We start from the raw sequence: 26,551 nt of genomic DNA, 5'->3' as shown, positions 1-26,551 counted from the left end.
AACGACGAACACCCGAGCCCCATGAACATCTTCGCCCTCTTCGAGACGCGCGTGCGCGAGGCGCTCGAATCCCTCACCCGCTCCGGCCGGCTGCCCGAGGGGCTCGACCTGTCGCGCGTGGTGGTCGAGCCGCCGCGCGACCCCTCGCACGGGGATCTGGCCACCAACGCCGCCCTGGTGCTGGCGAAGGAGGCCAAGCAGAACCCGAAGGCGCTCGGCGAGGCGCTGGCCGAGGAACTGCGCGGCGATCCCCGCATCGTCGAGGCGAGCGTGGCAGGCCCCGGCTTCATCAACCTGCGGCTCGCGCCCGACGTCTACCATGACGTGATCCGGGCGGCGCTCCGCGAGGGCGAGGCATTCGGGCGCGGAAGGATGCCGGGCGGCCCGGTCAACATCGAGTACGTCTCGGCCAACCCGACGGGGCCGATGCATGTCGGCCACGGGCGCGGCGCGGTGTTCGGCGACGCGCTCGCCAACCTGCTCGCCGCCGCCGGCCGGCCGGTGACGCGCGAGTACTACATCAACGATGCCGGGGCTCAGGTCGATGTGCTCGCCCGCTCGGCCTTCCTGCGCTACCGCGAGGCGCTCGGCGAGACCATCTCGATCCCCGAGGGTCTCTATCCCGGCGACTACCTCAAGCCGGTGGGCGAGGCGCTTGCCGCCGAGCATGGGCGCACGCTCCTCGACAAGCCCGAGTCGGAATGGCTGCCGCTGGTGCGCCGATTCGCCATCGACGCGATGATGGACACGATCCGCGCGGATCTCGCGGCGATCGGCATCCGCCACGACGTCTTCTTTTCCGAAGCGACCCTTCAAGGCGGGAACGGCGGCCGAAAGGGCAACGAAGGGGGCAACCGGGTCGCGGAGCTGCTCGACGCCCTGCGGGAAAAGGGCCTCGTCTACGAGGGACGCCTGCCGCCGCCCAAGGGGCAGCTGCCGGAGGATTGGGAGGACCGGGAGCAGACCCTGTTCCGCTCGACCCAGTTCGGCGACGACGTCGATCGGCCGCTGCTGAAGTCCGACGGCTCCTACACCTACTTCGCCTCCGACATCGCCTATCACCGCGACAAGTGGCTGCGCGGCGCCAGCGAGCTCATCGACGTGCTCGGGGCCGACCATGGCGGCTACGTCAAGCGGATGCAGGCGGCGGTGAAGGCGGTCAGCGACGGACAGGCAAGACTCGACGTCAAGCTCTGCCAGCTCGTGCGGCTTTTGCGCGCAGGCGAGCCGGTGAAGATGTCGAAGCGCGCCGGCGAGTTCGTGACGCTGCGCGACGTCATCGACGAGGTCGGGCGCGACGCGATCCGCTTCATGATGCTCTACCGCAAGAACGACGCGACCCTGGATTTCGACCTCGCCAAGGTCGTGGAGCAGTCGAAGGACAACCCGGTCTTCTACGTGCAGTACGGCCACGCCCGCCGCTTCTCGGTGCTGCGCCAGGCCCGCGAGGCGCTCCCCGGCGAGGACTTTTCGCGCGAGGCCCTCTTGGCCGACTCGGACCTCGCGGTGCTCACCGATCCCGGCGAGGTCGAGATGATGCGCCTGATCGCGCAGTACCCGCGGGTGCTCGAATCGGCGGCTGCGGCGCACGAGCCGCACCGAATCGCGTTCTATCTCTATGAAACGGCAAGCTCGCTTCATAGTTTCTGGAATAAGGGCAAAGACTTGCCGCAATTACGGATTGTTAATCCAACCGACAGAAAGTCCAGTCGGGCCCGCTTGGCCCTCGTGGAGGCCCTGGGCGGCGTTCTCGCCTCGGGCCTCGCGGTTTTGGGCGTCTCCGCACCCGACGAGATGCGGTGACCGAGGACGGCTGTTGAGAGGATGAGGCCATGACGGGACACGCTTCGCGCGCGACGGTCGATTTCGATGCCTTCGAGCGCGAGCTGCGTCAGACGTCGCAGGAGGCGGTTCGGGCGAAGGCGCCGGAGGCCGCCCCCAAGGGCGACCCGCTCGCCGAGCTTGCCCGCATCGTCGGGCAGGACGATCCCTTCCGCGCCCTGCTGGAGGCGCGGGAGAAGAATTCGGTTCAGGACATGCCGGCTCCCGTGACGCGCCCGCCCGAGGGCGGCCGCCCGGCGCGCGTCGAGCCGACCTTCGTGGACGTGCCCGCCCACAACCCGGCCCATGGCCAGACGCAGGCTCACGCGCAGAACCCGGCGGATGCCTTCGACCAGTATCTCGCCTCCGTCGAGCAGGGCATGTACGCCGAGGGCCCGGCCGATCCGGCCGCCTTCGCCGAGCCCGACGAGAGCTACCGCACCGGTCGCGCCGAGCGTCCGCGCGCCCGCAACCGCCTCGTCCAGGTCGGCGCCGGCCTGGCGGTGGTCGCCGTCTGCGTCGGCGGCGCCCTGGCATGGCGCGGCACCCACGGCATCGGCGGCAGCGGCCCGATCACCGTGCTCGCCGACAAGACCCCGCTGAAGGTGCAGCCGACGGCCACCGACGGCGTCGAGATCCCCGACCAGAACAAGCAGATCTACGATCGCAACGCCAAGGACGGTCAGATCAAGATCGTCAACCGCGAGGAGCAGCCCCTCGACGTCAACCAGGCCGCCCGCACCGCCTCCGGTCGCAGCGAGGGCGCGGAGCCGGGGCAGGGCGGGGCGACCCCCGGCCAGGGCGGCATGCTGTCCGACACGTTCGGCGAGCCGCGCCGGGTCCGCACCGTCTCCGTCAAGCCGGACACGCCGGTTCTCCAGCCGCCGGCCGCCCAGGCCGAGACCGCCCCGGCTCACAGCCAGGCCGCGACCTCGCCGATCCCGACCATGACCATGCCCGACACCGCGGGCTCCGGCACCACGACGCCCGCGTCGGAGCCCCGGCGGTCGGCCTCGCCGCCGTCGCGCACCCTGGCCTCGAATCCCCCGCCGGCGGCGGCCCCCGTCGCCGAGGCGTCGCAGGAGACCCCGGCCGCCGCTCCGGCCGCGCGCCCGAAGGCGCCGCAGCGCGTCGCCTCCGTCTCGCCGGAGACCACCGCCAGCACCTCCGAGCCCGCACCCGCCTCCGCCGCGCTCACGGCCTCAGTCGGCGGCTACTCGGTCCAGCTCGGCGTGCGCGGCAGCGAGAGCGAGGCCCGGGCCGCCTTCCGGGAGATGCAGGGCAAGTACAGCCAGCTCGCCGGCAAGCCCGAGCTGATCCGGCAGGCCGAGGTGAACGGCAAGACCCTGTTCCGCGTCCGCGTCGGGCCGCTGGCCAAGAACGAGGCCTCCAGCCTGTGCAGCGCGCTGCAGGGCGCGGGCGGCCAGTGCTTCGTCGCCAAGAACTGAGCGTCGAGGACCCGAACCGAGGACACGGTCGGCCATCGGCCGGCCGCTCCCGTTCATCCCATCACATCCCTCATCCTGAGGTGCGGGCGGGGTCAAAGCCGTGCTCGGCAATCGCCGGAATGCCGCCGAGCACTCTCGCCTGACCTGCCGATTCGAGGACCGTCGGCCCCATGACCGCAGCCAGCACGCCCCGCGCCGTCATCCTCGGCTGTTCCGGCACGGCGCTGACGGCCGAGGAGACCGCCTTCTTCCGCGACCTGCGGCCCTGGGGCTTCATCCTGTTCAAGCGCAACATCGGCACCCCGGACGAGGTGCGCGCGCTGACCGACGCCCTGCGCGGGACGCTCGGCCGGGCGGACGCACCGATCCTGATCGACCAGGAGGGCGGGCGGGTGCAGCGGATGGGCCCGCCGCACTGGCCGAAATACCCCGCGGCCGGACGCTTCGATCCGCTCGGCGACGAAGCCGCGGAAATCGCCCGGCTCGGCGCCCGGCTGATGGCCCACGACCTCCGGGAGGTCGGCATCAACGTCGATTGCGCGCCGATGCTCGACGTCCCCGTCGCGGGCTCGGACAACATCATCGGCGACCGGGCCTACGGCGACACGCCGGAGCGGGTGATCGCGCTCGGCCGCGCCGTGGCCGAGGGGCTGATGGCGGGCGGCGTGCTGCCGGTCATCAAGCACATCCCCGGTCACGGCCGGGCGACCTGCGACAGCCATCTCGACCTGCCCGTGGTCGAGGCCGACCGCGAAAGCCTGTCGCGGAGCGACTTCCGCCCGTTCCGCGCGCTCGCCGACCTGCCGCTCGCCATGAGCGCGCACGTGGTCTTCACCGCCCTCGACCCGGAGCGGCCCGCCACCCTGTCGGAGCGCGTGATCCGCGAGATCGTGCGCGGCGAGATCGGGTTCGACGGGCTCCTGATGACCGACGACCTGTCGATGCACGCGCTCCAGGGCCCGTTCCGCGAGCGGGCGGACGCCGCCTACCGCGCCGGCATCGACGTCGTGCTCCATTGCAACGGGCGCATGGACGAGATGCGGGCGGTCGCGGACGCGGCCGTCGATCTCGACGGAGCGGGCGCGCGCCGTGCCGAGGCCGCGCTCGCCCGCCTCGCCGCACCGGACGCCCTCGACCTGGCCGAGGCCCGCGCCCGCTTCGAGACCGCATTCCTGACGGCCTGAGGCTGCGCCCCGCAACGAGGCGAAGTGCGACAAAGAAGGGCAAGGGCTGCGCAGCCTTTGCCCGCTCAAGCGCCCCGCGCTGCTTGTGTTCGCGCCACTCGATCCCTAGGTTCGCCCCAATTCAAGTGGAGGCGCCGCCGGAGTTGGCGCGGCGCAGGAGGTTGCCATGGGCAGCATGAGTGTCTGGCACTGGGTCATCGTTGCGGTCGTCGTCATGCTGCTGTTCGGCCGCGGCAAGGTGTCGGAGCTGATGGGCGACGTCGCCAAGGGCATCAAGGCCTTCAAGAAGGGCATGGCCGACGACGAGACCCAGGCGAACACGACGACGAGCGTGCCGCCGGTGGGCCCGAACGATCCTGTCCGCACGCTGCCGCATCAGGGCGTGCCGGGCACTGCCCCGCAGCCGACGCATGCGCAGCCTCAGGTGCCGCCGCACGTGCCGGCGGGCGACCACAAGGCCGTCTGAACAACGGGTTTGTCGGGCTGAATCGGCGGTCGGGCACGGTTGAAGATCGGCCCCGGGCAGGATAGCGCGGGCCGCGCGCCCGTCCTCGACAGGCGCGGCCCCGCGGGACGGACGACGCAATGCTGGACATGAGCTGGGGCGAGGTGATGCTGATCGGCGGCGTCGCCCTGATCGTCATCGGACCCAAGGACCTGCCGAAGGCCCTGCGCACGCTCGGCCAGATCACCACCAAGGTCCGCCGCATGGCCGGCGAGTTCCAGTCGCAGTTCAACGAGGCGATCCGCGAGGCGGAGCTGGAAGAGGTCCGCCGCGACGTCGAGGGCGTGAAGCGCACCGTCGATGCTGCGCGCCCGACCTTCAATCCCGTGGACACCATCCGCAACGAGATCCGCAGCGCGGTCGAGGGCCGCCCCGGCTCCGGCGGCAGGGAGACCGGCGCGACGGACACGGGCAGCTTCGACGTGCCGCGGCCGACGCCCGAGCAGCAGGCCGCGCGGATGCACGACGCGCCGCCCCCCGCTTCCGCGGCCGAGACGCCTCCCACCACCTCCGGCAGCAAGACCGAGACAGGCCCGACTCCATGAGCGACGAGCGCGATGAGGCCGAGATCGAGGCCTCGCGGGCACCCCTTCTGGAGCACCTGATCGAACTGCGCTCGCGGCTGATCAAGTCGCTGCTCGCGTTCATCGTGATGTTCTTCGGCTGCTTCTTCTTCTCGAAGCAGATCTACAACGTGCTCGTGCACCCCTACGTCTCGATCGTGGGGCCGCAGAACGCCGAGCTGATCGCGACCCACTTCCTCGAACAGGTCTTCACCAACATCAAACTCAGCGTGTTCGGGGCGGGCTTCCTCGCCTTCCCGGTCATCGCCACGCAGGTCTACGCCTTCGTCGCGCCCGGCCTCTACCGCAACGAGCGGCAGGCCTTCCTGCCCTACCTCGTCGCCACGCCGATCTTCTTCCTGCTCGGGGCGCTTGTCGTCTACTTCCTGGCGATGCCGCTGCTGATCCAGTTCTCGGTCTCGCTGCAGCAGATCGGGCAGCCGGGCGAGGCGACGATCCGGCTGCTGCCGAAGGTCGACGAGTACCTCTCGCTGATCATGACGCTGATCTTCGCCTTCGGCCTCGCGTTCCAGATGCCGGTCATCCTGACGCTTCTGGGCCAGATCGGCGTGATCGACGCCGCCTTCCTGCGGGAGAAGCGGCGCTACGCGATCGTGCTCGTCTTCGTCGCCGCCGCCGTCCTGACCCCGCCGGACGTGATCTCCCAGCTCTCGCTCGCGATCCCGATGCTGCTCCTCTACGAGGCCTCCGTGTTCTCGGTCGCCCGGATGGAGAAGGTCCGCGCCGCCCGGCGCCGGGCAGAGGGGCTCGAGGACTGACGGGATCGAGGACCGGTCGGCCCTGAGGAGAAAATAAGTCGGGTTGCGCATCACCATCTTGTGCGCAACCTTGAAAGGGGGCTGCCCGGCGCCAGGATTCTCTGACCTCAACCGGAGAAAGCCCCATGTTTCGCACGATGCGGACCGCCTTCGCGGTCGCCGCCCTGACGACGCTGGCGGGTGCGGCCCAGGCCGCGGACCTGCAACGGGTGCGCGGCACGATCGAGAGCAGCGATGCCGGCTCGGTCACCGTCAAGACCACCGACGGCACGTCGCAGACGGTGCAGCTCGGCGGCGCCAAGTTCGTCCAGGTGGTGAAGTCGAGCCTCGACCAGATCAAGGACGGCACCTTCATCGGCACCGCCACCAAGGGCGAGAACCCGATGACGGCCCTCGAAGTGGTGCTGTTCCCCGAATCCATGCGCGGGACGGCCGAGGGGCACTATGCCTGGGACGCGATCCCCGATCACACCGCGGGGAGCGGCGGCCCGGTTGTGAAGAGCTCGATGACGAACGGCACCGTGAAGGCGGGCGCCGCGGCGGGCGGCGCGCCGAAGGTCAAGAGTTCGATGACCAACGCGACGGTCGCCAGCAGCACCGCCGGCTCCGGCAATAGCGGCGAGCGCACGCTCACGGTGACCTACGACAAGGACGGCTCGAAGACGATCGTGGTGCCGCCCAAGGCGCCGATCGTCACCTTCGAGCCCGCCGACAAGTCGATCCTGGCGCCGGGCGGCAAGATCTTCGTGGTCGCGGCCAAGGACGGCGGCAAGCTCGACGGCAAGCTCGTGGCGGTGGGCAAGGACGGCCTCACCCCGCCGATGTGAGCCTCGTTGACGGACTCACCGTCCCTGGCTTTCGGCCAGGGACGGCCGCAGGGGTCGCGCGACCGCCGTGGCGGCAAGGCCGAGGCCGAGCAGTGAAACCGCCGCCGCCAGGGCCGGCAATTCCGAATAGCCCGCGCCGAGCGTCAGCGCCGTGCCGCCGAGCCAAGCGCCGAGGGCGTTGCCGAGATTGAACGCGCCCTGGTTGAGGGTCGAGGCGAGGTTCGGCGCGTCGCTCGCCGCCTCCAGCACCCAGACCTGGAGCGGCGAGACCAGGGCGAAGGCGAGCCCGCTCCACAGCACCAGCACCGCGAGCGCCGGACCGGCGAAGGGCGCGACCAGCGCGAAGGCGACGAGCACCGCGATGAGCCCCATGAAGCTGCCGAGCACCGTGCGCATCAGGCTGCGGTCGGCGAGCCAGCCGCCGGCGAGGTTTCCGACGGTGAGCCCGACGCCGGCCGCGAACAGAGCCCCCGTCACGCCGCCGGGCGTCAGATGCGTCACGGTGAGCAGGAACGGCGCGATGTAGGTGAAGACGGTGAAGAAGCTCACCGAGGACAGGGTCGAGACCAGCATCGGCCGCAGCACCGGCCAGCGCCCGAGCGCCCGGAATTCCCTGGCGAGACCGCCGCGGGTGCCCGGCATCCCGCCGGGCAGGGCGAGCGCGATGGCGGCACCTGCCGCGAGCCCGATCCCGACCACGGCCCAGAAGGTCGAACGCCAGCCGAGGGCCTGACCGAGCGCGGTGCCCAGCGGCACGCCGAGCACGTTGGCGAGCGTCAGCCCGGCGAACATCAGCGAGACGGCCTGCGTCCGCTTCTCCCGCGGCACGAGGTTGCGCGCGACGATGGCGCCGATGCCGAAGAAGGCGCCGTGGGCAAACGCCGTGGCGACCCGCGCGGCCATCAATAGTTCGTAGCTCGAGGCCAGGGCGCAGGCGAGGTTGCCGAGGGTGAACACCGCCATCAGGGCGAGCAGGGCCGCCTTGCGCGGCAGGGGCGCCGTCGCCATCGCGACGAGCGGCGCGCCGACCACCACGCCGAGCGCGTAGCCGGAGACGAGGTGGCCCGCCTGCGGGATGGTGACGTCGAAATCGCGCGCCACCTCGGGCAGGAGGCCCATGATGACGAACTCGGTCGTGCCGATGCCGAAGGAGGCGACGGCCAGCGCGAGGATCGGCAGGGATACCATGCAGGGTGCTCCGAGGCGGCGCCCGTGATCGGCGCTTTTGCTGCGCTGCAATACGAGCGCCGCAAATTGGTCATTCACGGCGCGCGCGACAGGCGCGTGACCGGGAGGCAGGTCTGCGCTGACGTCAGGACGGTGCCGGTTCGAGAGCGTGCGTGACCCCGGACCTCGTGGCCGGACACGACCGGCTCTTACCGACAGAAAGATTTTCCCTGCCTCGCGTCGTATAAACGGAGAACTCTCCTCCACCTTCAAGAAACAACGCAAAAACAATCCGTTGATTTGCCCCACCCCAGGTCTCTAAATTTCAGGGCAACAACGTCTCAACAACGCTCCGCGGATCTTGTGAATATCGAAGTTCCGAAATGCTCCTGCCGGAGCGTTCGGGCGCCGGTCTTCCTTTGTCTGCGGCCCTGCCTCGGATGTTTCGCGATGCCCGCACGGATCGTTGCCTTCTCCGGCAACACGCACCGCCCCTCCCGCACCCGCACCCTGGTCGAGGCGGTGGCCGCCGAGCTGTCGCGACTGCGCCCGATCGACCTGAAGGTCTACGACCTCGTCGATGCCGGCACCGGCATCGCGGTCGCGGGCCGCTCGGCCCTGCCGCTGCCCGCGGCGCGGATCGTGGAGGCGATCGAGTCGGCCGATGCGCTGATCGTCGGCTCGCCGGTCTACAAGGGCAGCTACGCGGGGCTGTTCAAGCACCTGATCGACTTCGTCGCCCCCGAGGCGCTGATCGGCAAACCGGTGGTGCTGACCGCGACCGGCGGCGGCCCGCGCCACGCGCTGGTGGTCGAGCACAGCTTGCGCCCGCTGTTCGGCTTCTTCTCGGCGCAGGCCGTGCCGACCGCGGTCTATGCCGGCGACACCGAGATCGCCGAGGGCCGAATCGCCGACCCGATCGTGCGCGCCCGCGTCGCCCAGGCCGCGGCCGAACTCGCCCGGCTCCTCGACATCGGGCAGGGCGACGCCGTCTCCACCTCGGCACCGCTGGCCGCGGCCCGCTGAGGCACCGATGCTCGACCGCCGCCTCCTCCTCGCAGCCGGCCTCGCCGCGGCCGGCACGGCGCTCCCCCTCCGCCGCGCCCGCGCCGTCGAGCCGGGCGTGATCCGCATCGGCTACCAGAAGAACGGCATCCTCGCCGTCGCCCGCGAGCAGGCGGCGATCGAGGCCGCGCTGAAGCCGCTTAACGTCGGCGTGCGCTGGGTCGAGTTCTCGTTCGGGCCGCCGCTCCTGGAGGCGCTGAACCTCGGCGCGATCGATTTCGGCCAGACCGGCGACGCCCCGCCGATCTTCGCCCAGGCCGCGGGCGCCAACCTCGTCTACGCGGCGGCGCAGCCGAAGGGCGGCTCCGGCGCGGCGATCCTGCTGCCGAAGGGCTCGGGCATCGCCACGCTCGCCGATCTCAAGGGCAAGCGCGTCGCCTTCGCCAAGGGATCGAGCGCGCACAACCTCACCGTCGCCGCCCTGGAGAAGGCGGGCCTGACCTACCGCGACATCACCCCGGTCCTTCTGGCGCCGGCCGACGGCGCGGCGGCGTTCACCGGCGGCACGATCGACGCCTGGACGGTGTGGGATCCCTACTTCGCCATCGCCGAGGAGGGGCAGGGCGCGCGCATCCTGGTGCAGGCCCCCGACATCACCCCCACCAACAACTTCTTCCTCGCGAACAAAGCCTTCGCCGAGGAGCGGGCCGACGTGTTGCGGGCGGCCATCGCCGCGCTCGGCGAGGTCGCGATCTGGTGCGAGGGCAACCGCCCCAGCGTCGCGGCGAGCCTGTCGAAGATCACCGGCGTGCCGCTCGCCGCCACGCGCCGCGCGGTCGAGCGCATCCGCTTCGTCATCGCGCCGATGGATGCGGCGGTCACCGCCGAGCAGCAGCGCATCGCCGACCGCTTCCAGCAGATCGGCGTGATCCCCCGCCCGGTGCGGGTGTCCGACATCGTCTGGACGCCGGCCGAGACCCCGAACAAGACCTAAGGACAACGGGTGAGCCCAACCATGGCCGATTCCGCCGCGATCCGATCGCTCCCCGTCCGCGCGCGCCGCGCCGAGGCCGCAGCGCCGCTCAAGCGAGAGCCCCTGGGCAAGCCCGTGCGCCTGCCGACGGCGAAGCTGCTGCCCTGGCTGCTGCCGACCCTCGTCATCGCCGGCTGGCAGGCGGCGGCCTCCCTCGGGCTCGTCTCGACCCGGTTCATGCCGGCCCCCCTCGACGTCGCCGCCGCCGGCTGGCGCCTCGCCCAGACCGGCGAGCTCTGGGAGAACCTCTGGGTCAGCTTCGCCCGCGCCGCCGCCGGCTTCCTCATCGGCGGCGGCATCGGCCTCTCCTTCGGCCTCGCCAACGGGCTGTCCAACCTCTCGGAAAAGCTCACCGACACCACGCTGCAGATGGTGCGCAACATCCCCCACCTGTCGCTGATCCCGCTGGTGATCCTGTGGTTCGGCATCGACGAGGGGGCCAAGCTCTTCCTCGTGGCGCTCGGCGTGTTCTTCCCCGTCTACGCCAACACCCTGCACGGCATCCGCTCGGTCGATCCGCAGCTGATCGAGATGGGCCGGGTCTACGGCATGAACCGGCGCGAACTGTTCCGGCGCGTGGTGCTGCCGGGCGCGCTCCCCTCGATCTTCGTCGGCATCCGCTACGCCCTCGGCATCATGTGGCTGACGCTCATCGTCGCCGAGACGATCTCCGCCAATTCCGGCCTCGGCTACATGGCGATGCAGGCGCGCGAGTTCATGCTGGTCGATGTCGTGGTGCTGGCGATCCTGATCTACGCCGCGCTCGGCAAGCTCGCCGACAGCCTGACGCGGGCGCTGGAGCGCACCTGCCTCGCCTGGAACCCGGCCTACCGCAACGCCTGAGACCCGAGCCCTCCCATCAATCCCCCCTCATCCTGAGGTGCGGAGCGCAGCGAAGCCTCGAAGGAGGGTTCCAGCCCGCTCGCGATCTCTGGAACCCTCCTTCGAGGCCGCTCACGCGGCACCTCAGGATGAGGGCAATGGATGGGATGAGAGGCCGGACCACCGACCCATCGAGAAGAGTTCCGCCATGACCGCCGCTCTCCGCCTCGCCGAGACGCCCGACCGCAGCCCGCGCGACGCCGGCCTCGCCATCACCCTGCGCGGCCTCTCGAAAAGCTTCGACGGGGGCGCCCCCGTCATCCGCGGACTCGACCTGCACGTGCCCGCCGGCCAGTTCGTGGCCGTGGTCGGCCGCTCGGGCTGCGGCAAGAGCACCCTGCTGCGCCTGATCCTCGGCCTCGAAGAGCCGAGCGCCGGCCGCGTGACGATCAACGGCGGTGCAGGCAAGGGCGCAGGGCAGTCGAAAAAGATCATGTTCCAGGAGCCGCGGCTGCTGCCCTGGGCGCGGGTCGCCGACAACGTCGCCGTCGGGCTCGGGCGCGACACGCCCCGCGCCGAGCGGCGCGCCCGGGCGCTCGCCGTCCTCGACGAGGTCGGGTTGGCGGAAAAGGCCGGCAACTGGCCGGCGACCCTGTCCGGCGGCCAGCGCCAGCGGGTGGCGCTGGCCCGCGCGCTCGTCAGCCGCCCCTCGCTTCTCGCGCTGGACGAGCCCCTGGGCGCGCTCGACGCGCTCACCCGCATCGAAATGCAGGCGATGATCGAGCGGATCTGGGAGGCGCAGGGCTTCACCGCGATCCTCGTCACCCACGACGTCGGCGAGGCGGTGGCGATGGCCGACCGCATCCTCGTGGTCGAGGAGGGCGCCATCGCCCTCGACGTCGAGGTGGACGTGCCGCGCCCCCGCCGCCGCGGCGATGCGGCCTTGGCCGAACTCGAAGGCCGCATCCTCGACCGGCTCCTCGGCCGGGGCGCCTGATTTCCTTTCCGTAATTCTCGGAGCGTACCCCATGACCGCCCAGACCGACGGCAAGACCGACGTTCTCTGGTTCCTGCCCACCCACGGCGACGGCCGCTATCTCGGCGCCTCGGACGGCGCCCGCGACGTCTCGCTGCCCTATCTCCGCCAGATCGCGCAGGCGGCGGACGACCTCGGCTATTACGGCGTGCTGCTGCCGACCGGCCGCTCCTGCGAGGATTCCTGGGTCGTCGCCTCGGCGCTGGCCCCCCTGACGCAGCGGCTGCGCTTCCTCGTCGCCGTGCGCCCCGGCCTGCAGGAGCCGGCGGTCGCCGCGCGCATGGCCGCCACCCTCGACCGGATCTCGGACGGGCGCCTGCTCATCAACGTCGTGACCGGGGGTGATCCGGTCGAGCTCAAGGGCGACGGCGTCTTCCTCGATCACGACGAGCGCTACGCCGTCACCGACGAGTTTTTGCATATCTGGCGCGGGCTGATGGCCGGCGAGACCGTGAATTTCGAGGGGCGCCACCTGCGCACCGAGAACGGCCGGGTGATCTTCCGCCCAGTCCAGGCGCCCTATCCGCCGCTCTATTTCGGCGGCTCCTCGCCCGCCGGGATCGAGGTCGCGGCCGAGCATTGCGAGGTCTACCTCACCTGGGGCGAGCCGCCCGCCGGTGTCGCCGAGAAGATTTCTCGCGCCCGCGAGGCGGCGGAGCGAAAAGGCAAAACCTTCTCCTACGGCATCCGCCTGCACGTGATCGTGCGCGAGACGGAAGGCGAGGCGTGGGATGCGGCCGACCGGCTGATCTCGAAACTCGACGACGCCACCATCGCCCAGGCGCAGGCCACCCTGAAGCGCCAGGATTCCGTCGGCCAGAGCCGGATGATGGCGCTCCACGGCGGCGACCGGAGCAAGCTCGTCGTCTCGCCCAACCTCTGGGCCGGCGTCGGCCTCGTGCGCGGCGGCGCGGGCACGGCCCTGGTCGGCTCGGCGGATCAGGTCGCCGACCGGATGAAGGAGTACATCGATCTCGGCATCGACCGCTTCATCCTCTCCGGCTACCCGCATCTGGAGGAGGCCTACCGCTTCGCCGAACTGGTCTTCCCCAAGCTCCCCCTGCGCGCCACCACCGGCACCGCCCCGAGCACCGCCCGCAACAACGGCCCGTTCGGCGAGGTGATCGCCAACGACATCGTGCCGGCCCGCCGCGTCGGCGCGCATTGATCGGGAGGCTTCGATGACGAACCGCCCCCGCGCCCTCGTTGCGCCCGCGCTGCTGCCGCGCCTGTGGCTGGCGCTCGCCGCGCTGATCTTCGCGAGCCTGACGCTCGCGGCCCATGCCGACGAGCGCACGGTGCGGATCGGCTACCAGAAATACGGCACCCTGGTCCTGCTGAAGGGCCGCGGCAACCTGGAGCCGAAGCTGAAGGCGCTCGGCTACCGGGTGCAGTGGTCGGAGTTCCCCTCCGGCCCGCCGCTGATGGAGGCGCTGAATGCCGGCGCGGTCGATTTCGGCTCGGCGGGCGAGACCCCGCCGATCTTCGCTCAGGCCGCCAGCGACGCGCTCGTCTACGTGGCCCACGAACCGGCCGCGCCGAGGGGCGAGGCGATCCTGGTGCCCAAGAACAGTCCGATCCAGTCGGTCGCCGACCTGCGGGGCAAGAAGGTCGCGTTCAACAAGGGCTCGAACGTCCACTACCTGCTCGTGCGCGCCGTCGAGGCCGCGGGCCTGACGCTGGACGACATCACCGTCGCCTACCTCGCCCCCGCCGATGCGCGGGCGGCCTTCGAGCGCGGCGCCGTCGATGCCTGGGTGATCTGGGACCCGTTCTTCGCCGCGGCCGAAGCGGGCGGCAACGCCCGGGTGCTCGCCGACGGCACCGGCCTCGTGCCGAACCACCAGTTCTATCTCTCGTCCAAGACCTTCGCCGCCGAGAACGGCCCGGCGCTCGACGCCATCGTCGCGGCCATCGCCGAGATCGATGACTGGGCCAAGGACAACACCGACGCGGTGGCGAAGGAACTTGCCCCATCGGTCGGCATCCCGGCGCCGATCCTCGCCGTCGCGCTCAAGCGCCAGACCTTCGGCATCCGCCCCCTCGACGAGGCGGTGACGAAAGAACAGCAGCGCATCGCCGACACCTTCCACGGCCTCAAGCTCGTGCCGAGGACCGTCGACATCGCCGGGGCCGTGCGCAAGCCGGGAAGCTGATCGGTTCGCGGTTCTCTCCTCCCCCCTCGTGGGGGTGGCGCAGAAGGCACCGCTCCGCCTCGTTCTGAACCACCCCCACCCCGAATCCCTCCCCGCAAGGGGGAGGGGACATGCCGCCCATCGGCCTCCTCCAAAAAAACGAAAAGCCCCCCATGAACCGCCGGTCCGCCACCCGCCTCGTCCTCGCCGGCCTCGCGCTCGGTCTCAGCCTCGGCCGGTCGCCGGCGGAGGCGGAGGAATCCACCCTGCGCATCGGCTACCAGCGCTCCTCGGCGCTGATCGCGCTCCTGCGCGAGGACGCCAGTCTTGAGACGGCCCTGAAGCCGCTCGGCGTCACCGTCTCCTGGCACGAATTCACCAGCGGCCTGCCGATCATGGAGGCGCTCAATGTCGGCCGCATCGACGTCTCGGCGGACGTCGCCGACACCGTGCCGGTCTTCGCGCAAGGCGCGAATGCCAGGATCACCTACATCGCGCAGGAGGCGGCCTCGCCGGAGGCGCAAGCGATCCTGGTGCCGGGCGATTCCCCGTTGAAGACCGTGGCCGACCTGAAGGGCCGCAAGGTCGCCGTCACCAAGGGCGCCGGCAGCCACTACCTGCTGCTTGCCGCGCTGAAGGCAGAGGGGCTGCCGTTCAAGAGCATCACCCCGGCCTACCTCACCCCGGCGGACGGGCGCAGCGCGCTGGCCGGCGGCAGCGTCGATGCCTGGGTGGCGTGGGACCCGTTCCTCTCCGCCGCGCAGATCCAGGCCGGGGCGCGCATCCTGCGGGACGGCACCGGCCTCTCTTCCTACAAGCGCTACTACCTCGCCTCCGACGCCTACGCGGAGAAGCGCGCCGACGTCCTGACCCTCCTCGTCGCCAAGCTGCGCGAGGCCGGCATCTGGGTGAAGGCCAACCCGGACGCGGCCGCCGCGCGGCTGGCCGCCCTGTGGAAGATCGAGCCCGAGGTCGTGAAACGGGCCAATACCCGCCGCTCCTACCGGGTCGAGCCGGTGAGCCGCGAGGGCCTGTCCGAGCAGCAGACCATCGCCGACGCCTTCCGCGCCGAAGGGCTCCTGCCGCGCGCCGTCGATGCCGCGGCGCTTCCGGTCTGGGATCCGCCGACGCGCTGAGGTACTGAAGGGGAGCGAGCGCAGGAACGTTCAGGATGACCCGTCAGGCGAGCCTGCCCCCCGTCGCGGTGATCGGCGCGGGGTTCAGCGGCACCATGGCCGCGCTCCAGCTCCTCTCCGTCCTGCCGCCGGAGCGGCCGGTGCTGCTGTGCGAGCGGTCGGGGAGCTTCGCCCGCGGGCTCGCCTACGGCACCGGCAACCCGGCCCACCTGCTCAACGTGCGCGCCGCCAACATGAGCGCCTTCCCCGACCGGCCGGGCCATTTCGAGGAGTGGCTCGCCGGCGCCGACCTCGGGGAGGGCGTGGTCAGGACCCCGGCCGGCACCTTCGTGGCGCGGGGTCATTACGGCAGCTACCTCACCGACCTGCTGAAGGCGGCCGTCACCGGGCCGGGGGCACCGCGCCTGCGACTCGTCAACGACGCGGTGATCGACCTCGAACCGCGGGCCGACGGCTTCCTGCTCCGCACCGAGGGCGGGCAGAGCCACCGCGTCGCTGGCGCCGTGCTCGCCATGGGCAACCTCGCGACGGCGGCAGGCAGGAGCCGCCACAGCCTCGATCCCTGGGCGCCCGAGCGCTTCGGGCGCCTGCACGCGCACGCGCCGGTCCTCATCGTCGGAACCGGCCTCACCATGCTCGATGCGGTGGCGAGCCTGCGGGCGCAGGGCTTTTCCGGCGCCATCCTCGCCCTGTCGCGCCGCGGCCTGCTGCCGAACGCCCACGCCCCCGCCGCCCCCTGGCCCGCCCCGGACCTGACACAGGCCGACTTCGCCACCCTGAGGCGGCTCGTCGCCCGCATCCGCGGGGAGGTGGCGCGGGCGGCGCAGGCGGGCGTCGGCTGGCACGGCGTCGTCGACGCCCTGCGTCCGCTCACCGACACGATCTGGCGCAGCCTGCCGCCGCGCGAGCAGGCCCGCTTCCAGCGCCACCTGCGTCCGTTCTGGGACGTGCACCGCCACCGCACCGCCCCGCCCACCGCGCGGATCATCGCCGACGAGATCGCCCGCGGCGCGCTGACGGTACGGGCCGGGCGCCTGCTCGCCGTCGAGGACGAGGCGGCGCGGGCGGTGGTGACGCTGCGCCTGCGCGGGGCGGAGCGCCCGGAGCGCCTCGCCGTCCAGGCGATCATCGACGCCACCGGCTTCGGGCGTCTCAACGAAAGCCGCGATCCGCTGCTGCACCGCCTGCTCGAGCGGGGTCTCGTGCGCCCCGGACCGTTCGGGCTCGGCCTCGATGCCGGCGTCGATTACCGGGCCCTCGGCGGATCGGCCGGGGAGGGCGGGGGACCGCTCTGGATCCTCGGGCCGCTCCTGCGCGGCGTCCTGTGGGAATGCACCGCCGTGCCGGACATCCGCAACGAGGCGGCGGACCTCGCCAGCCTCGTCGCCGCCGACTTGGACCGCGCCGCCGCGGCCTGACGAATACCATCCTCCCCTTTGTCCTGAAGCGGCGGAGAGCCGCGGCTCCCCGCCGCTTCACGCGTTCGTGACATCGGCTGATCCCCGTCTCGGGCGCCCCGGCCCCGACGCCTCCCGCCGCAAATCCCTGTCTCGCCTGCCGTTTCCCGCCGTGCGGCGACCGGCGTTTCCGCCGCCGGCTCATAAATCGGAATCGTTCTAAAGAACTGGACACGAGTTTGGACTTGTTCTAATTAAGAACCGTGACGGCGGGAGGCCCGGAGCCGCCGGGCTCGGGACGGAGACCGCCAGCCGACGACCGAACGAAACCGGAGAGAGATCATGGCCACCTCGAGCAACGCCGCCTGCCAGAGCTGCCGCTTCTTCGACGAGCACAAGACGAACGGCGCCCAGGCGTCGGGCGATCAGGGCCTGTGCCGCTACAACCCGCCGGTGAGCCAGCCCGACCCGCAGGGCAACGGCCTCTGGCCGGTGGTCGCCTCCAAGGATTGGTGCGGCCACTTCACCGCCGACGTCACCCCGGCCGAGTAAGACGCGGTCCGACAGGGTTAGTCCGAAAGGGCCGGTGCCAGGGACGCCGGCCCTTTTCGCATGCGCCGCTCGCAAGGGCCGTTCGCATGGTCGGCTCAGCCGGGCCGCGCAAACACCGGCGAATTGCGCGGGAACCGCCCCGCGGCGGCCATGATCCGGTCACCTTCCGATTCGATGGCTGCGGCGAAGGGGCAACGGTCCGTGAGTGGACGGCCCGGTCGACAGGATGAACGGTGCGGCCAGCACTCGCCGCCGCACCCGAGTGGGGATGATTGCATGATCTTCGGACCGATTGGTGCCCGCGCGCCTTTCCTCCGCGCCGCGGCCGTCGCCGCCGGCTTCACGGCCCTGGGGGCCCTGTCGGCGGGTCCCGCCTCGGCCGCCGCGCCCCAGCATGACCCGAGCGGCACGTGGCTGACGCAGGACGGCAAGGCCCGCATCCGCGTCGAGAAGTGCGGCCCGCAGGAGAAGAACCTGTGCGGCTACGCGGTGTGGCTGAAGACCCCGCTCAACGACGAGGGCAAGCCGCGGGTCGATTTCCGCAACCCCGATCCGAAGAAGCGCGCCCGCGCCTCGCTCGGCCATCAGCTCATCCTCGGCCTCAAGCTGAACGAGGACGCCCATTACGAGGGCAAGATCTACAACGCCGAGGACGGCAAGTTCTACGACGTCACGATCTGGTCGGATGAGCCGGAGGAGCTGACGGTCAAGGGCTGCCTGATCGCCTTCCTGTGCCAGTCGCAGACCTGGAAGCGGGTCGGCGACACGCTGCCGGGCCAGCTCACCGGCCCGACCAACGGCGCGAACGGCCCCCGCGCCGACGCCGAGTGGGCGCCCAAGCCCGCCCCCGGCGCGACCGCCAACGGCCCCGCCGCCACCGGCACCACCGGCCCGGCGCCCGCCGCCAAGCCGGCGCCGAAGCCCGCCGCGCCGAAGGCTCCGGCCGCCGCGGCTCCGGCGCAGTAATCCGCCCCACGGCTGAAGAGGCCGCGTCAGGGCTGCGCCTGCGGGTTTACTGGGCGCGCTCTCAAAGCATCCCCCGCCGTCATTCCGGGGCCGCAACGCGGAACCCGGAATCCATCCGAGATGCGACGCTGACGAATGGCGTGGCGGCCAGTCATGGATTCCGGGTTCGCTTGTCAGCGCCCCGGAATGACGGGGGCGGGACCAAAGAGTCCGGCAAAGACCATCACGCCGTCGGGGTCGCCACGCGCTGGCGCAGACCGGCGATCACTGCCTTCAGCATCTCGCCGCTTGCCTCGTCCGAGAGGCCGCCGGGGCTGCGCGCGGCGTAGATCCGCTCGTGCACGAAGGCGAGCTTGGCGATCACCGCGGGCGTCAGCTTGAACGGGTAGAGCGGCGGCTGGCCCATGGAGCGGTTGAGCGAGTTCACCGCGTAGGTGAGCGGGATCCACGCCTCGATCACCCGCTCGAAATCCGGCGTCTCGTAGGGATCGAAATCGACGCAGGTCGAGGCCACGGCCGGCTCGGCCGCGCCGCGCAGCTTCGGCCGCAGGCGGATCTCGAAGGCGCTGCCGGTCTCCAGCGTGTCGATGATGTGCAGGTAGTGGGCGAAGGTCTCGGCGAAATCCTCCCAGGGATGCGCGGTGGCGTAGGCCGAGACGAAGGATTCCTGCCAGTCGGCGGGCGGACCCTGGGCGTGATGGCGCCGAAGCGCGGCGCCGTAATCGAGGCTCTCGTCGCCGAACAGGGCGCGGAAGGACGGCAGGCTCGCGTCGAAGCGCACCAGCAGGTTCCAGAAATAATGCCCGATCTCGTGCCGGAAGTGGCCGAGCAGGGTGCGGTAATACTCGCCGAACAGCTTGCGCCGGCGCTCCCGCTCGACGTCGTCCGCCTCGGCGATGGACAGCGTAATGAGCCCGTCGAGATGGCCCGTCATCACCGGCGGCCCGGCGGACTCGGCGAGGAAGTCGAAGGCGAGGCCGTCGGAATACTCCGCCCGCGTCACCAGCGGCAGGTCGAGGCGCAGGAGCGAGTAGAACAGCCGGTGCTTGGCCGCCTCGATCTGGCGCCAGCGGTCGAGGTTGGCCGGCACGCTCAGGTCCGGAACGACGCGGTTGTGGCGGCAGGTGACGCAGTAGGTCTCGGGCGAATCCTCCGGCACCATCCAGTTGCAGGCGTCGTGGGCGGCGTTGGCGCAGAAGCGGTACTTGCGCCCCGGATGGGCGTAGGCGCGGAAGAGGGCGCCGCGCCCGTCCTCGCCGCAGGGCTCCAGGGCCGAGACCTCGTGCCGGTCGCAGACATAGCCGAGCCGGCGCTCGCAGCTCTCGCAGACCGTGCTCTCGAAGGAGACCGGCTGGTCGCAGGCCTGACACTGGAAAATCTTCATGAAGAGGGCCCGCTCCGTCCGTTGCGGGGACCAGACAAGAACCGGACCGTGCCCTCGCTCGCGCGGCCCGCACCAACCAAGGTCGTGAGCCCGACGAAGTTCCGCACCGCCCCTCCGCCGGGCCGCTGCACGCTTCTTGCTTTTTTCGGGCGCTCCATCCCGCGGCGTTGGGATGTATAAGGCGGGCGGCCTGCGGCAGCGCGCACCGCATCTCATCGTGCCGAGAGACCTCACGACAACGTTCCCGGAGCCTCCGTGTCGATCCAAGCCGCCCTGCACCACGTCACGCATTACCGCTACGACCGGCCGATCGCGCTGGGGCCGCAGACCATCCGCCTGCGCCCGGCCCCGCATGCCCGGACCAAGGTACCGGCCTACGCGCTGAAGGTGAGCCCGGAGAACCACTTCATCAACTGGCAGCAGGACCCAGCCGGCAACTGGCTCGCCCGCCTCGTCTTTCCGGAGAAGACCACGGAGTTCCGCGTCGAGGTCGATCTCACCGCCGACCTCGCGGTCATCAACCCGTTCGACTTCTTCGTCGAGCCCTATGCCGAGCGCCGCCCCTTCGATTACGAGGCGGATCTGAAGGTCGCGCTCGCGCCCTACCTCGTCCTCGACGAGGCGCAGGGACCGGAGATCGACGCCTTCCTCGCCGAGGTGCCCGACGAGACCCACACGGTCAGCTTCCTCGTGGCGCTGAACGAGCGGGTGCGCGCGCACGTCGCCTACGGCGTCCGGATGGAGCCCGGCGTGCAGACCGCCGCCGAGACGCTGACGCTCAAGAGCGGCTCCTGCCGCGATTCCGCGTGGCTGCTGGTGCAGGTGCTGCGCCGGCTCGGCTTCGCCGCCCGCTTCGTCTCGGGCTACCTGATCCAGCTCGTGCCCGACACCACCGCCGTCGACGGCCCGGCCGGCACCACCACCGACTTCACCGACCTGCACGCCTGGGCCGAGGTCTACCTGCCCGGCGCCGGCTGGATCGGCTTCGACGCCACCTCCGGCCTGCTCACCGGCGAGGGGCACATCCCGCTGGTTGCCACCGCCCACTACAACGCCGCCGCGCCGATCTCGGGCCTCGCCGAGCCGGCCAAGGTCGAGTTCGCCTACGAGATGACGATCAGCCGCGTGGCGGAAGCCCCGCGGATCACCAAGCCGTTCTCCGACGAGGTCTGGGCGGCGATGGATGCGCTCGGCGAGCGGGTCGACGCGGATCTCGCCGCGCAGGACGTGCGCCTGACCATGGGCGGCGAGCCGACCTTCGTCTCGGTGGACGATTTCGAATCGCCCGAATGGAACGTCGCCGCCGTCGGCCCGACCAAACGGGGCCTCGCCGACACGCTGGTCCGGCGCCTGCGCGACCGCTTCGCGCCGGGCGGCATGCTGCATTACGGCCAGGGCAAGTGGTATCCCGGCGAGAGCCTGCCGCGCTGGGCCTTCGCCCTGTACTGGCGCAAGGACGGCGTGCCGGTCTGGAAGAACGCCGACCTGATCGCGGTGGAGGACGGGCCGAAGACGGCCTCCATCGCGGATGCCGAGCGGCTGATCCGCGCCTTGGCCGAGCGGCTCGAACTCGCCCGCTTCGTCTTCCCGGCCTACGAGGACGCGGTCTACTGGAAGAACCGCGAGAGCGAGTTGCCGGTCAACGTCACGACCGCGGCGCCGCAGACCGGCAGCCTGGAGGCCGATGCCCGCTTCCAACGGGTGTTCGGGCGCGGCCTCGACACCCCCGTCGGCTACGTCCTGCCGCTGGCCAACCTCGCCGTGGACGGCGGCCGCGCCTGGATCTCCGAAGGATGGACCTTCCGCCGCGGCGGCGCCTATCTCAGCCCCGGCGATTCGCCGATGGGCTTCCGCCTGCCGCTCGGCTCGCTTCCATATGTGCCGCCGGATTCCTACCCCTATTACCACCCGCAGGATCCGATGGAGGCCCGCGGCGACCTGCCCGCCGAGCCCGGCGGACCCAAGGACGCGCCGCTGCCCAAGGGATCGGACCGTGACAACGGGGCCGGCCTGGAGGGCGTGGCGGTGCGCACCGCGCTCGCGGTCGAGCCCCGCGACGGCGTGCTCTGCGTGTTCATGCCGCCGCTGGAGCGGGCGGACGAGTATCTCGACCTCGTCGGGCATCTGGAGCGCGCCGCGGAAGCCGTGGGCCAGCCGATCCATATCGAAGGCTACGAGCCGCCCTACGATCCGCGCCTCTCGGTCATCAAGGTCACGCCCGATCCCGGCGTGATCGAGGTCAACGTCCACCCCGCCGGCTCCTGGCGCGAGGCGGTGGACATCACCACCGGCCTCTACGAGGAGGCGCGGCAGACCCGCCTCTGCGCCGAGAAATTCATGATCGACGGGCGCCATACCGGCACGGGGGGCGGCAACCACGTCGTGCTCGGCGGCGCGAGCCCCGCCGACTCGCCGTTCCTGCGCCGGCCGGACCTGCTGAAGAGCCTCGTGCTGTTCTGGCAGCGGCATCCCTGCCTGTCCTACCTGTTCGCCGGCCTCTATGTCGGCCCGACGAGTCAGGCGCCGCGCATGGACGAGGCGCGCCATGACGGGCTCTACGAACTGGAGATCGCACTCGCCCAGGTGCCGGGGCCGGACGAGGCCAACATCCCGCACTGGCTGGTCGACCGGCTGTTCCGCAACATCCTCGCCGACGTGACCGGCAACACCCACCGGGCTGAGATCTGCATCGACAAGCTGTTCTCGCCGGACGGGCCGACGGGGCGCCTCGGCCTCCTCGAATTCCGCTCCTTCGAGATGCCGCCGGACGCGCGCATGAGCCTCGCGCAGCAGGTGCTCTTGCGCGCCATCGTCGCGTGGCTCTGGCGCGAGCCGCAGACGGGCGGCTGTGTCCGCTGGGGCACGGCCCTGCACGATCGCTTCATGCTGCCGCATTTCCTCTGGGCCGACTTCCTCTCCGTGCTGGAAGACCTGCGCGCCGGCGGCTACGACTTCGACCCTCAGGCCTTCGCGGCGCAGGCCGCGTTCCGCTTCCCCGTCTTCGGCCGGGTGGAGCAGGGCGGCGTGAGCCTCGAACTGCGCCAGGCGCTGGAGCCCTGGCACGTGCTGGGCGAAGAAGGGACCGCCGGGGGAACCGTGCGCTTCGTGGACGCATCCGTCGAGCGGCTTCAGGTGAAGGTCGAGGGCTATGTCCCCGGCCGGCACGTGATCGCCTGCAACGGCCGGCGCCTGCCGATGACCGCGACCGGCGCCAGCGGCGAGGCGGTCGCGGGCCTGCGCTTCAAGGCGTGGCAGCCCGCTTCCTCGCTGCACCCGACGATCCCGCCGCACGGGCCGCTCACCTTCGACATCCTGGATGCCTGGAGCGGCCGCTCGCTCGGCGGCTGTCGCTACCATGTGAGCCATCCGGGCGGGCGCAATTACGAGAGCTTCCCGGTCAACGCCTACGAGGCGGAGGGGCGCCGCCTCGCCCGGTTCGAGGCCATGGGCCACACCCCCGGCCGCGTCGCGATGCCGGCCGAGGAGCGCACCGGCGACTTCCCCCTGACCCTCGACCTGCGCACGCCCGCCCCGCGATGACCGCTTCGGCCGCCCTCGCGGACGGGCCCGCCCGGCCCGACCCTGACGCGGCGGCCGAGGATCCGGCCGCGCGCATGCGCCGCTGGACGGAAGCGTACGCGCCCCGGCCCGGCCTCGCCGACGCGCTGATGGATGCGGACGGGACTCTGCGCGGCGGCTGGCCGCGCTTCCTCGAACGCCTCGCCCGGCTCGACGACCGGGAGGTCGCCGCCCGCTTCCTCTCCGCCGAGCGGCACATCCGCGACGCGGGCATCTCCTACCGGGTCTACGGCGACGGGCGCGAGCATCCCTGGCCGCTCGGATCGCTGCCCCTCGTCATCGACGCCGCCGACTGGGCGGAGCTGTCGGCCGGCATCGTCCAGCGCGCCGGACTGATGGAGCGCATCGTCGCCGACATCTACGGCGCCGGCCGGCTCGTCGCGGAAGGCTTTCTGCCCGCGGGGGTGGTGGCCGGGCATCCCGAATTCCTGCGGCCCGTCCACGGCATCGCGCCCCCCGGCGGGCGCTGGCTGCCGATCTACGCCGCGGATGTCGGCCGCGGGCCGGACGGGCGCTGGCAGGTCCTGGCCGACCGCACGCAGGCGCCCTCCGGCCTCGGCTACGCGCTGGAGAACCGGATGGTGCTCGCCCGCGCCTTCCCGGATCTCTTCGCAGACCTCCACGTCGAGCGCCTGCCCGGCTTCTTCCAGGCCTTCCGCGCCGGCCTCGCCGCGTCGTGCGAGCGCAGCGACCCGCGCATCTGCCTGCTCACGTCGGGCCCCTACAGCAGCACCTATGTCGAGCAGGCCGCGCTCGCCCGCTATCTCGGCTTCCTCCTGGTGGAGGGCGACGACCTCGTAGTGCGCGACGGTCTCCTGCACGTGCGCACCATCGCCGGGCTCAAGCGCACCGACGCGGTGTGGCGGCGGATCGATGCCGACTACCTCGACCCGATGGAGCTGCGCTCGGATTCGCGCCTCGGCGTGCCCGGCATCCTCCAGGTGCTGCGTCGGGGCGGGACGGTGGTCGGCAACATGCCGGGTTCCGGCGTGCTCGAATCGGCCGCGCTCGGGCCCTACCTGCCGGCCATCGCCCGGCGCCTCACCGGCGAGGAACTGCAGCTCGCCGGCCCCCGCACGTGGTGGTGCGGCGATCCCGAGGGTCTGGCCCACGCGCTCGCCAATCTCGACCACCTGACGCTGCGCCCCGCGGCGACGCCGCTGCGCGGTCCCGAGCGCGACGCGATGCTCGCCGGCCCCGTCCTCGACGCCGCCCGCGCCCGCGCCGTGGCCTCCTTGCGCGAGCGCCCGTTCGACTGGGTGGCGCAGGAGCCCGCGCCGCTCTCGACCATGCCCGCCTGGCAGGACGGACGCCTGGTGCCCCGGCCCTTCGTCATGCGCGTCTTCGCCGCTGCCACGCCGGAGGGCTGGCGGGTGCTGCCGAGCGCCTTCTGCCGCGTCGCCGAGCGCGACGGCGCCGACCCGACCGAGATGCGCGCCGGCATCCGCTCGGCGGATGTCTGGGTCCTGTCCGACACGCCGGTCGACACGCCGACCCTCCTGCACACCAGCGCCCCGCGCATCCGCCGCATCGCCGGCCACCTGCCGTCGCGGGCGGCCGACAACCTGTTCTGGTTCGGGCGCTACCTGGAGCGGGCGGAGGCGGTGATCCGCCTCGTCCAGGCCCATCTCGGCGTGTTCACCGAGGCGGTCGCCGCCGACGCCTGCGGCGAGGAGGGGGCGCCGACGGCGCGCGCCATCCGCGCGCTGCTGAAGGAGTGGGACTCGGTGAGCGCGGCCGACCTCGCCCCGGCGGCGCTCGCCCAGGAAGCGCTGTCCGGCAAGACGGTCTTCGGCTCGGGCCTCGCCCACGTGATGGAAGCCCGGCGCATCGCCGCGTCCCTGCGCGAGCGGCTGCCGGCGGAATCCTGGCGGGCGCTGGCCGACCTGCGCGACACCCTGGTCTATGCCGAGGGCTGGACGCCGACCGAGGCCCAGCTCTTCGGCAAGGCCGAGCGGGCGCTCGGCCACCTCGCCGCGCTCTCCGGCCTGCTGCACGAGAATATGGGCCACGCCGCCGGCTGGCGCTTCGCCGATATGGGCCGGCGCATCGAGCGGGCGATCAACACCTGCGGCTTCGCCCTGCGCTTCTGCGGCCCGGACGCGAGCGCCGAGGATCTCGGCGTGATGCTCTCCCTGGCCGATTCGCAGATCGCCTACGGTGCCCGCTACCTCGTCGGCGTGAGCCGGGACGCGGTCTGCGACATGGCGGTGCTCGACCCCAACAATCCCCGCTCCGTCGCCTACCAGCTCCAGGCGATCACCGCCCATCTCGACGCCCTGCCGGCGCTGGCCGCCGACGGGCTGCCCGAGCCGCACCGCCGCCGGGCGCTGGCGCTCGCGGTCACGCTCCAGACCGCGGAGGCCGCCGCGCTCGATGCCGAGGCTCTGGAGCGGTTCGAGACCGATCTGGAGGCCCTCGCCGACCGCATCGCCGGCCGCTACTTCCCCAACGGCCCCGACGCCCTGCGGCCGGAGAAGCTCACGGGTCTCGCTTGATCTACACCCTGCGGCACCTGACGACCTACCGCTACGCCCGGACCGTCCGCTTCGCGCGCTGCAACCTGCGCCTGCGCCCCCGCGACGGCGACGGACAGCGGGTGCTGGAGAGCGCGCTGCACGTCGCGCCCGAGCCGACCCGCCGCCTGGAGCGGCGCGACTTCTTCGGCCTCGACACGCTGACGCTGACCCTCGACGAGCCGCACCGCGAATTCGCGGTCGAGGCCGTCTCTCGGGTCGCCGTGGCGCGGCCGGCCCCGCCGCCGCCCGAGGCCGGACCCGCCTGGGAGGCGGTGCGGGCGGCCGCCCTGGCGCTGCCCTCCCTCGGGCCGGACGGGCCGGCGCATTTCCAGTTTCCGAGCCAGCGGGTGCCGCTCGTGGCCGAGGTGACGGATTACGCCCGGAAAAGTTTTTCGCCCGGGCGCAGCGCCTACGGGGCGGCGGTCGAGCTGATGCACCGCATCCGCGACGACTTCCGCTTCGACGCCAAGGCGACCACCGTCTCGACGCCCCTGGCGGAGGCCTTCACCCTCAGGGCGGGCGTCTGCCAGGACTTCGCCCACGTGATGATCGCGGGTCTGCGCGGGCTCGGCCTGCCGGCGGCCTATGTCAGCGGCTACCTGCGCACCCGGCCGCCGCCCGGCCGCCCGCGCCTGCGCGGCGCCGATGCCAGCCACGCCTGGGTCGCGCTCTGGTGCGGCGCGGACGAGGGCG

Annotated in this window: 22 protein-coding genes; 20 read left to right on the top strand and 2 right to left on the bottom strand. The window is 71.7% G+C overall.

The features are described 5' to 3' along the window. The first annotated feature begins 21 nt into the window (after positions 1 to 21). From argS to ABS772_RS10070, 7 genes are all read left to right on the top strand, one after another. The gene (gene argS / locus ABS772_RS10100) at positions 22 to 1,803 is read left to right on the top strand and encodes an arginine--tRNA ligase (protein WP_350394190.1); all 1,782 of its coding nucleotides are present in this window, start codon (positions 22 to 24) and stop codon (positions 1,801 to 1,803) included. Positions 1,804 to 1,832: 29 nt separating this feature from the next. Then, positions 1,833 to 3,269 (top strand): SPOR domain-containing protein, encoded by a 1,437-nt coding sequence (locus ABS772_RS10095; protein WP_350394188.1) that lies wholly within the window; start codon positions 1,833 to 1,835, stop codon positions 3,267 to 3,269. 170 nt (positions 3,270 to 3,439) lie between these two features. After that, positions 3,440 to 4,453 carry a beta-N-acetylhexosaminidase gene (gene nagZ / locus ABS772_RS10090; RefSeq protein ID WP_350394186.1) on the top strand — a complete coding sequence of 338 codons (1,014 nt, stop codon included), beginning with the start codon at positions 3,440 to 3,442 and terminating at the stop codon, positions 4,451 to 4,453. Positions 4,454 to 4,619: 166 nt separating this feature from the next. Next, positions 4,620 to 4,919 (top strand): twin-arginine translocase TatA/TatE family subunit, encoded by a 300-nt coding sequence (locus tag ABS772_RS10085; RefSeq protein WP_238258038.1) that lies wholly within the window; start codon positions 4,620 to 4,622, stop codon positions 4,917 to 4,919. Positions 4,920 to 5,038: 119 nt separating this feature from the next. Beyond that, positions 5,039 to 5,503, top strand: coding sequence for a Sec-independent protein translocase protein TatB (gene tatB / locus ABS772_RS10080; protein ID WP_350394185.1), 465 nt, complete (start codon positions 5,039 to 5,041; stop codon positions 5,501 to 5,503). After that, positions 5,500 to 6,300: a twin-arginine translocase subunit TatC gene (gene tatC / locus ABS772_RS10075; RefSeq protein WP_350394183.1), complete on the top strand. Its 801-nt coding sequence runs from the start codon at positions 5,500 to 5,502 to the stop codon at positions 6,298 to 6,300. Before tatB ends, tatC begins: the two co-directional genes overlap by 4 nt. Positions 6,301 to 6,425: 125 nt before the next feature. Then, positions 6,426 to 7,127: a metal ABC transporter permease gene (locus ABS772_RS10070; protein WP_350394181.1), complete on the top strand. Its 702-nt coding sequence runs from the start codon at positions 6,426 to 6,428 to the stop codon at positions 7,125 to 7,127. 15 nt (positions 7,128 to 7,142) lie between these two features. On the opposite strand, the gene ABS772_RS10065 is transcribed toward ABS772_RS10070, so the two are convergent. After that, the gene (locus ABS772_RS10065; protein ID WP_350394180.1) at positions 7,143 to 8,315 is read right to left on the bottom strand and encodes an MFS transporter; all 1,173 of its coding nucleotides are present in this window, start codon (positions 8,313 to 8,315) and stop codon (positions 7,143 to 7,145) included. A gap of 429 nt (positions 8,316 to 8,744) precedes the next feature. On the opposite strand from ABS772_RS10065, the gene msuE reads away from it, so the two are divergent. The 10 genes from msuE to ABS772_RS10015 all read left to right on the top strand — a co-directional run bounded on the left by msuE (position 8,745) and on the right by ABS772_RS10015 (position 18,376). Then, positions 8,745 to 9,320 carry an FMN reductase gene (msuE, locus tag ABS772_RS10060; protein WP_350394178.1) on the top strand — a complete coding sequence of 192 codons (576 nt, stop codon included), beginning with the start codon at positions 8,745 to 8,747 and terminating at the stop codon, positions 9,318 to 9,320. Between the two features lie 7 nt (positions 9,321 to 9,327). Further along, the gene (locus ABS772_RS10055; protein WP_350394176.1) at positions 9,328 to 10,293 is read left to right on the top strand and encodes an aliphatic sulfonate ABC transporter substrate-binding protein; all 966 of its coding nucleotides are present in this window, start codon (positions 9,328 to 9,330) and stop codon (positions 10,291 to 10,293) included. Between the two features lie 21 nt (positions 10,294 to 10,314). Further along, positions 10,315 to 11,175, top strand: coding sequence for an ABC transporter permease subunit (locus ABS772_RS10050; RefSeq protein ID WP_350394175.1), 861 nt, complete (start codon positions 10,315 to 10,317; stop codon positions 11,173 to 11,175). 187 nt (positions 11,176 to 11,362) lie between these two features. Beyond that, positions 11,363 to 12,151 (top strand): ATP-binding cassette domain-containing protein, encoded by a 789-nt coding sequence (locus ABS772_RS10045; protein ID WP_350394173.1) that lies wholly within the window; start codon positions 11,363 to 11,365, stop codon positions 12,149 to 12,151. A gap of 31 nt (positions 12,152 to 12,182) precedes the next feature. Continuing rightward, positions 12,183 to 13,358: an FMNH2-dependent alkanesulfonate monooxygenase gene (gene ssuD, locus ABS772_RS10040; protein WP_350394171.1), complete on the top strand. Its 1,176-nt coding sequence runs from the start codon at positions 12,183 to 12,185 to the stop codon at positions 13,356 to 13,358. Between the two features lie 13 nt (positions 13,359 to 13,371). Beyond that, positions 13,372 to 14,346 carry a sulfonate ABC transporter substrate-binding protein gene (locus tag ABS772_RS10035; protein ID WP_350394169.1) on the top strand — a complete coding sequence of 325 codons (975 nt, stop codon included), beginning with the start codon at positions 13,372 to 13,374 and terminating at the stop codon, positions 14,344 to 14,346. Positions 14,347 to 14,498: 152 nt separating this feature from the next. Then, positions 14,499 to 15,461, top strand: a complete 963-nt coding sequence (locus tag ABS772_RS10030; RefSeq protein ID WP_350394167.1) for an aliphatic sulfonate ABC transporter substrate-binding protein — start codon at positions 14,499 to 14,501, stop codon at positions 15,459 to 15,461. Positions 15,462 to 15,496: 35 nt separating this feature from the next. Further along, positions 15,497 to 16,879, top strand: a complete 1,383-nt coding sequence (locus ABS772_RS10025; protein ID WP_350394166.1) for an FAD/NAD(P)-binding protein — start codon at positions 15,497 to 15,499, stop codon at positions 16,877 to 16,879. A gap of 321 nt (positions 16,880 to 17,200) precedes the next feature. Continuing rightward, positions 17,201 to 17,410 (top strand): hypothetical protein, encoded by a 210-nt coding sequence (locus ABS772_RS10020; protein WP_238256971.1) that lies wholly within the window; start codon positions 17,201 to 17,203, stop codon positions 17,408 to 17,410. A gap of 276 nt (positions 17,411 to 17,686) precedes the next feature. Then, positions 17,687 to 18,376, top strand: a complete 690-nt coding sequence (locus ABS772_RS10015; protein ID WP_350394165.1) for a DUF2147 domain-containing protein — start codon at positions 17,687 to 17,689, stop codon at positions 18,374 to 18,376. 223 nt (positions 18,377 to 18,599) lie between these two features. Here ABS772_RS10015 and ABS772_RS10010 read toward each other — a convergent pair whose 3' ends face one another. Continuing rightward, positions 18,600 to 19,760, bottom strand: a complete 1,161-nt coding sequence (locus ABS772_RS10010) for a zinc-binding metallopeptidase family protein (RefSeq protein WP_350394163.1) — start codon at positions 19,758 to 19,760, stop codon at positions 18,600 to 18,602. Positions 19,761 to 20,015: 255 nt separating this feature from the next. Between ABS772_RS10010 and ABS772_RS10005 the strand changes: the two genes are divergently transcribed. The 3 genes from ABS772_RS10005 to ABS772_RS09995 form a co-directional block, all read left to right on the top strand. Next, positions 20,016 to 23,300 carry a transglutaminase family protein gene (locus ABS772_RS10005; RefSeq protein ID WP_350394161.1) on the top strand — a complete coding sequence of 1,095 codons (3,285 nt, stop codon included), beginning with the start codon at positions 20,016 to 20,018 and terminating at the stop codon, positions 23,298 to 23,300. Next, the gene (locus tag ABS772_RS10000) at positions 23,297 to 25,837 is read left to right on the top strand and encodes a circularly permuted type 2 ATP-grasp protein (protein ID WP_350394158.1); all 2,541 of its coding nucleotides are present in this window, start codon (positions 23,297 to 23,299) and stop codon (positions 25,835 to 25,837) included. The genes ABS772_RS10005 and ABS772_RS10000 overlap by 4 nt, the downstream gene beginning before the upstream one ends. Then, positions 25,834 to 26,551, top strand: a 718-nt coding sequence (locus tag ABS772_RS09995) for a transglutaminase family protein (protein WP_350394156.1), incomplete at its 3' end; no start/stop codon positions are given. The genes ABS772_RS10000 and ABS772_RS09995, both read left to right, overlap by 4 nt.

The sequence above is a fragment of the Methylorubrum podarium genome (assembly GCF_040270385.1).
GTDB classification, from domain to species: Bacteria; Pseudomonadota; Alphaproteobacteria; order Rhizobiales; family Beijerinckiaceae; genus Methylobacterium; species Methylobacterium podarium.
The sequence above is the reverse complement of the archived record's forward strand: the minus strand, read 5'-3'. Positions and strand labels throughout refer to the sequence as shown.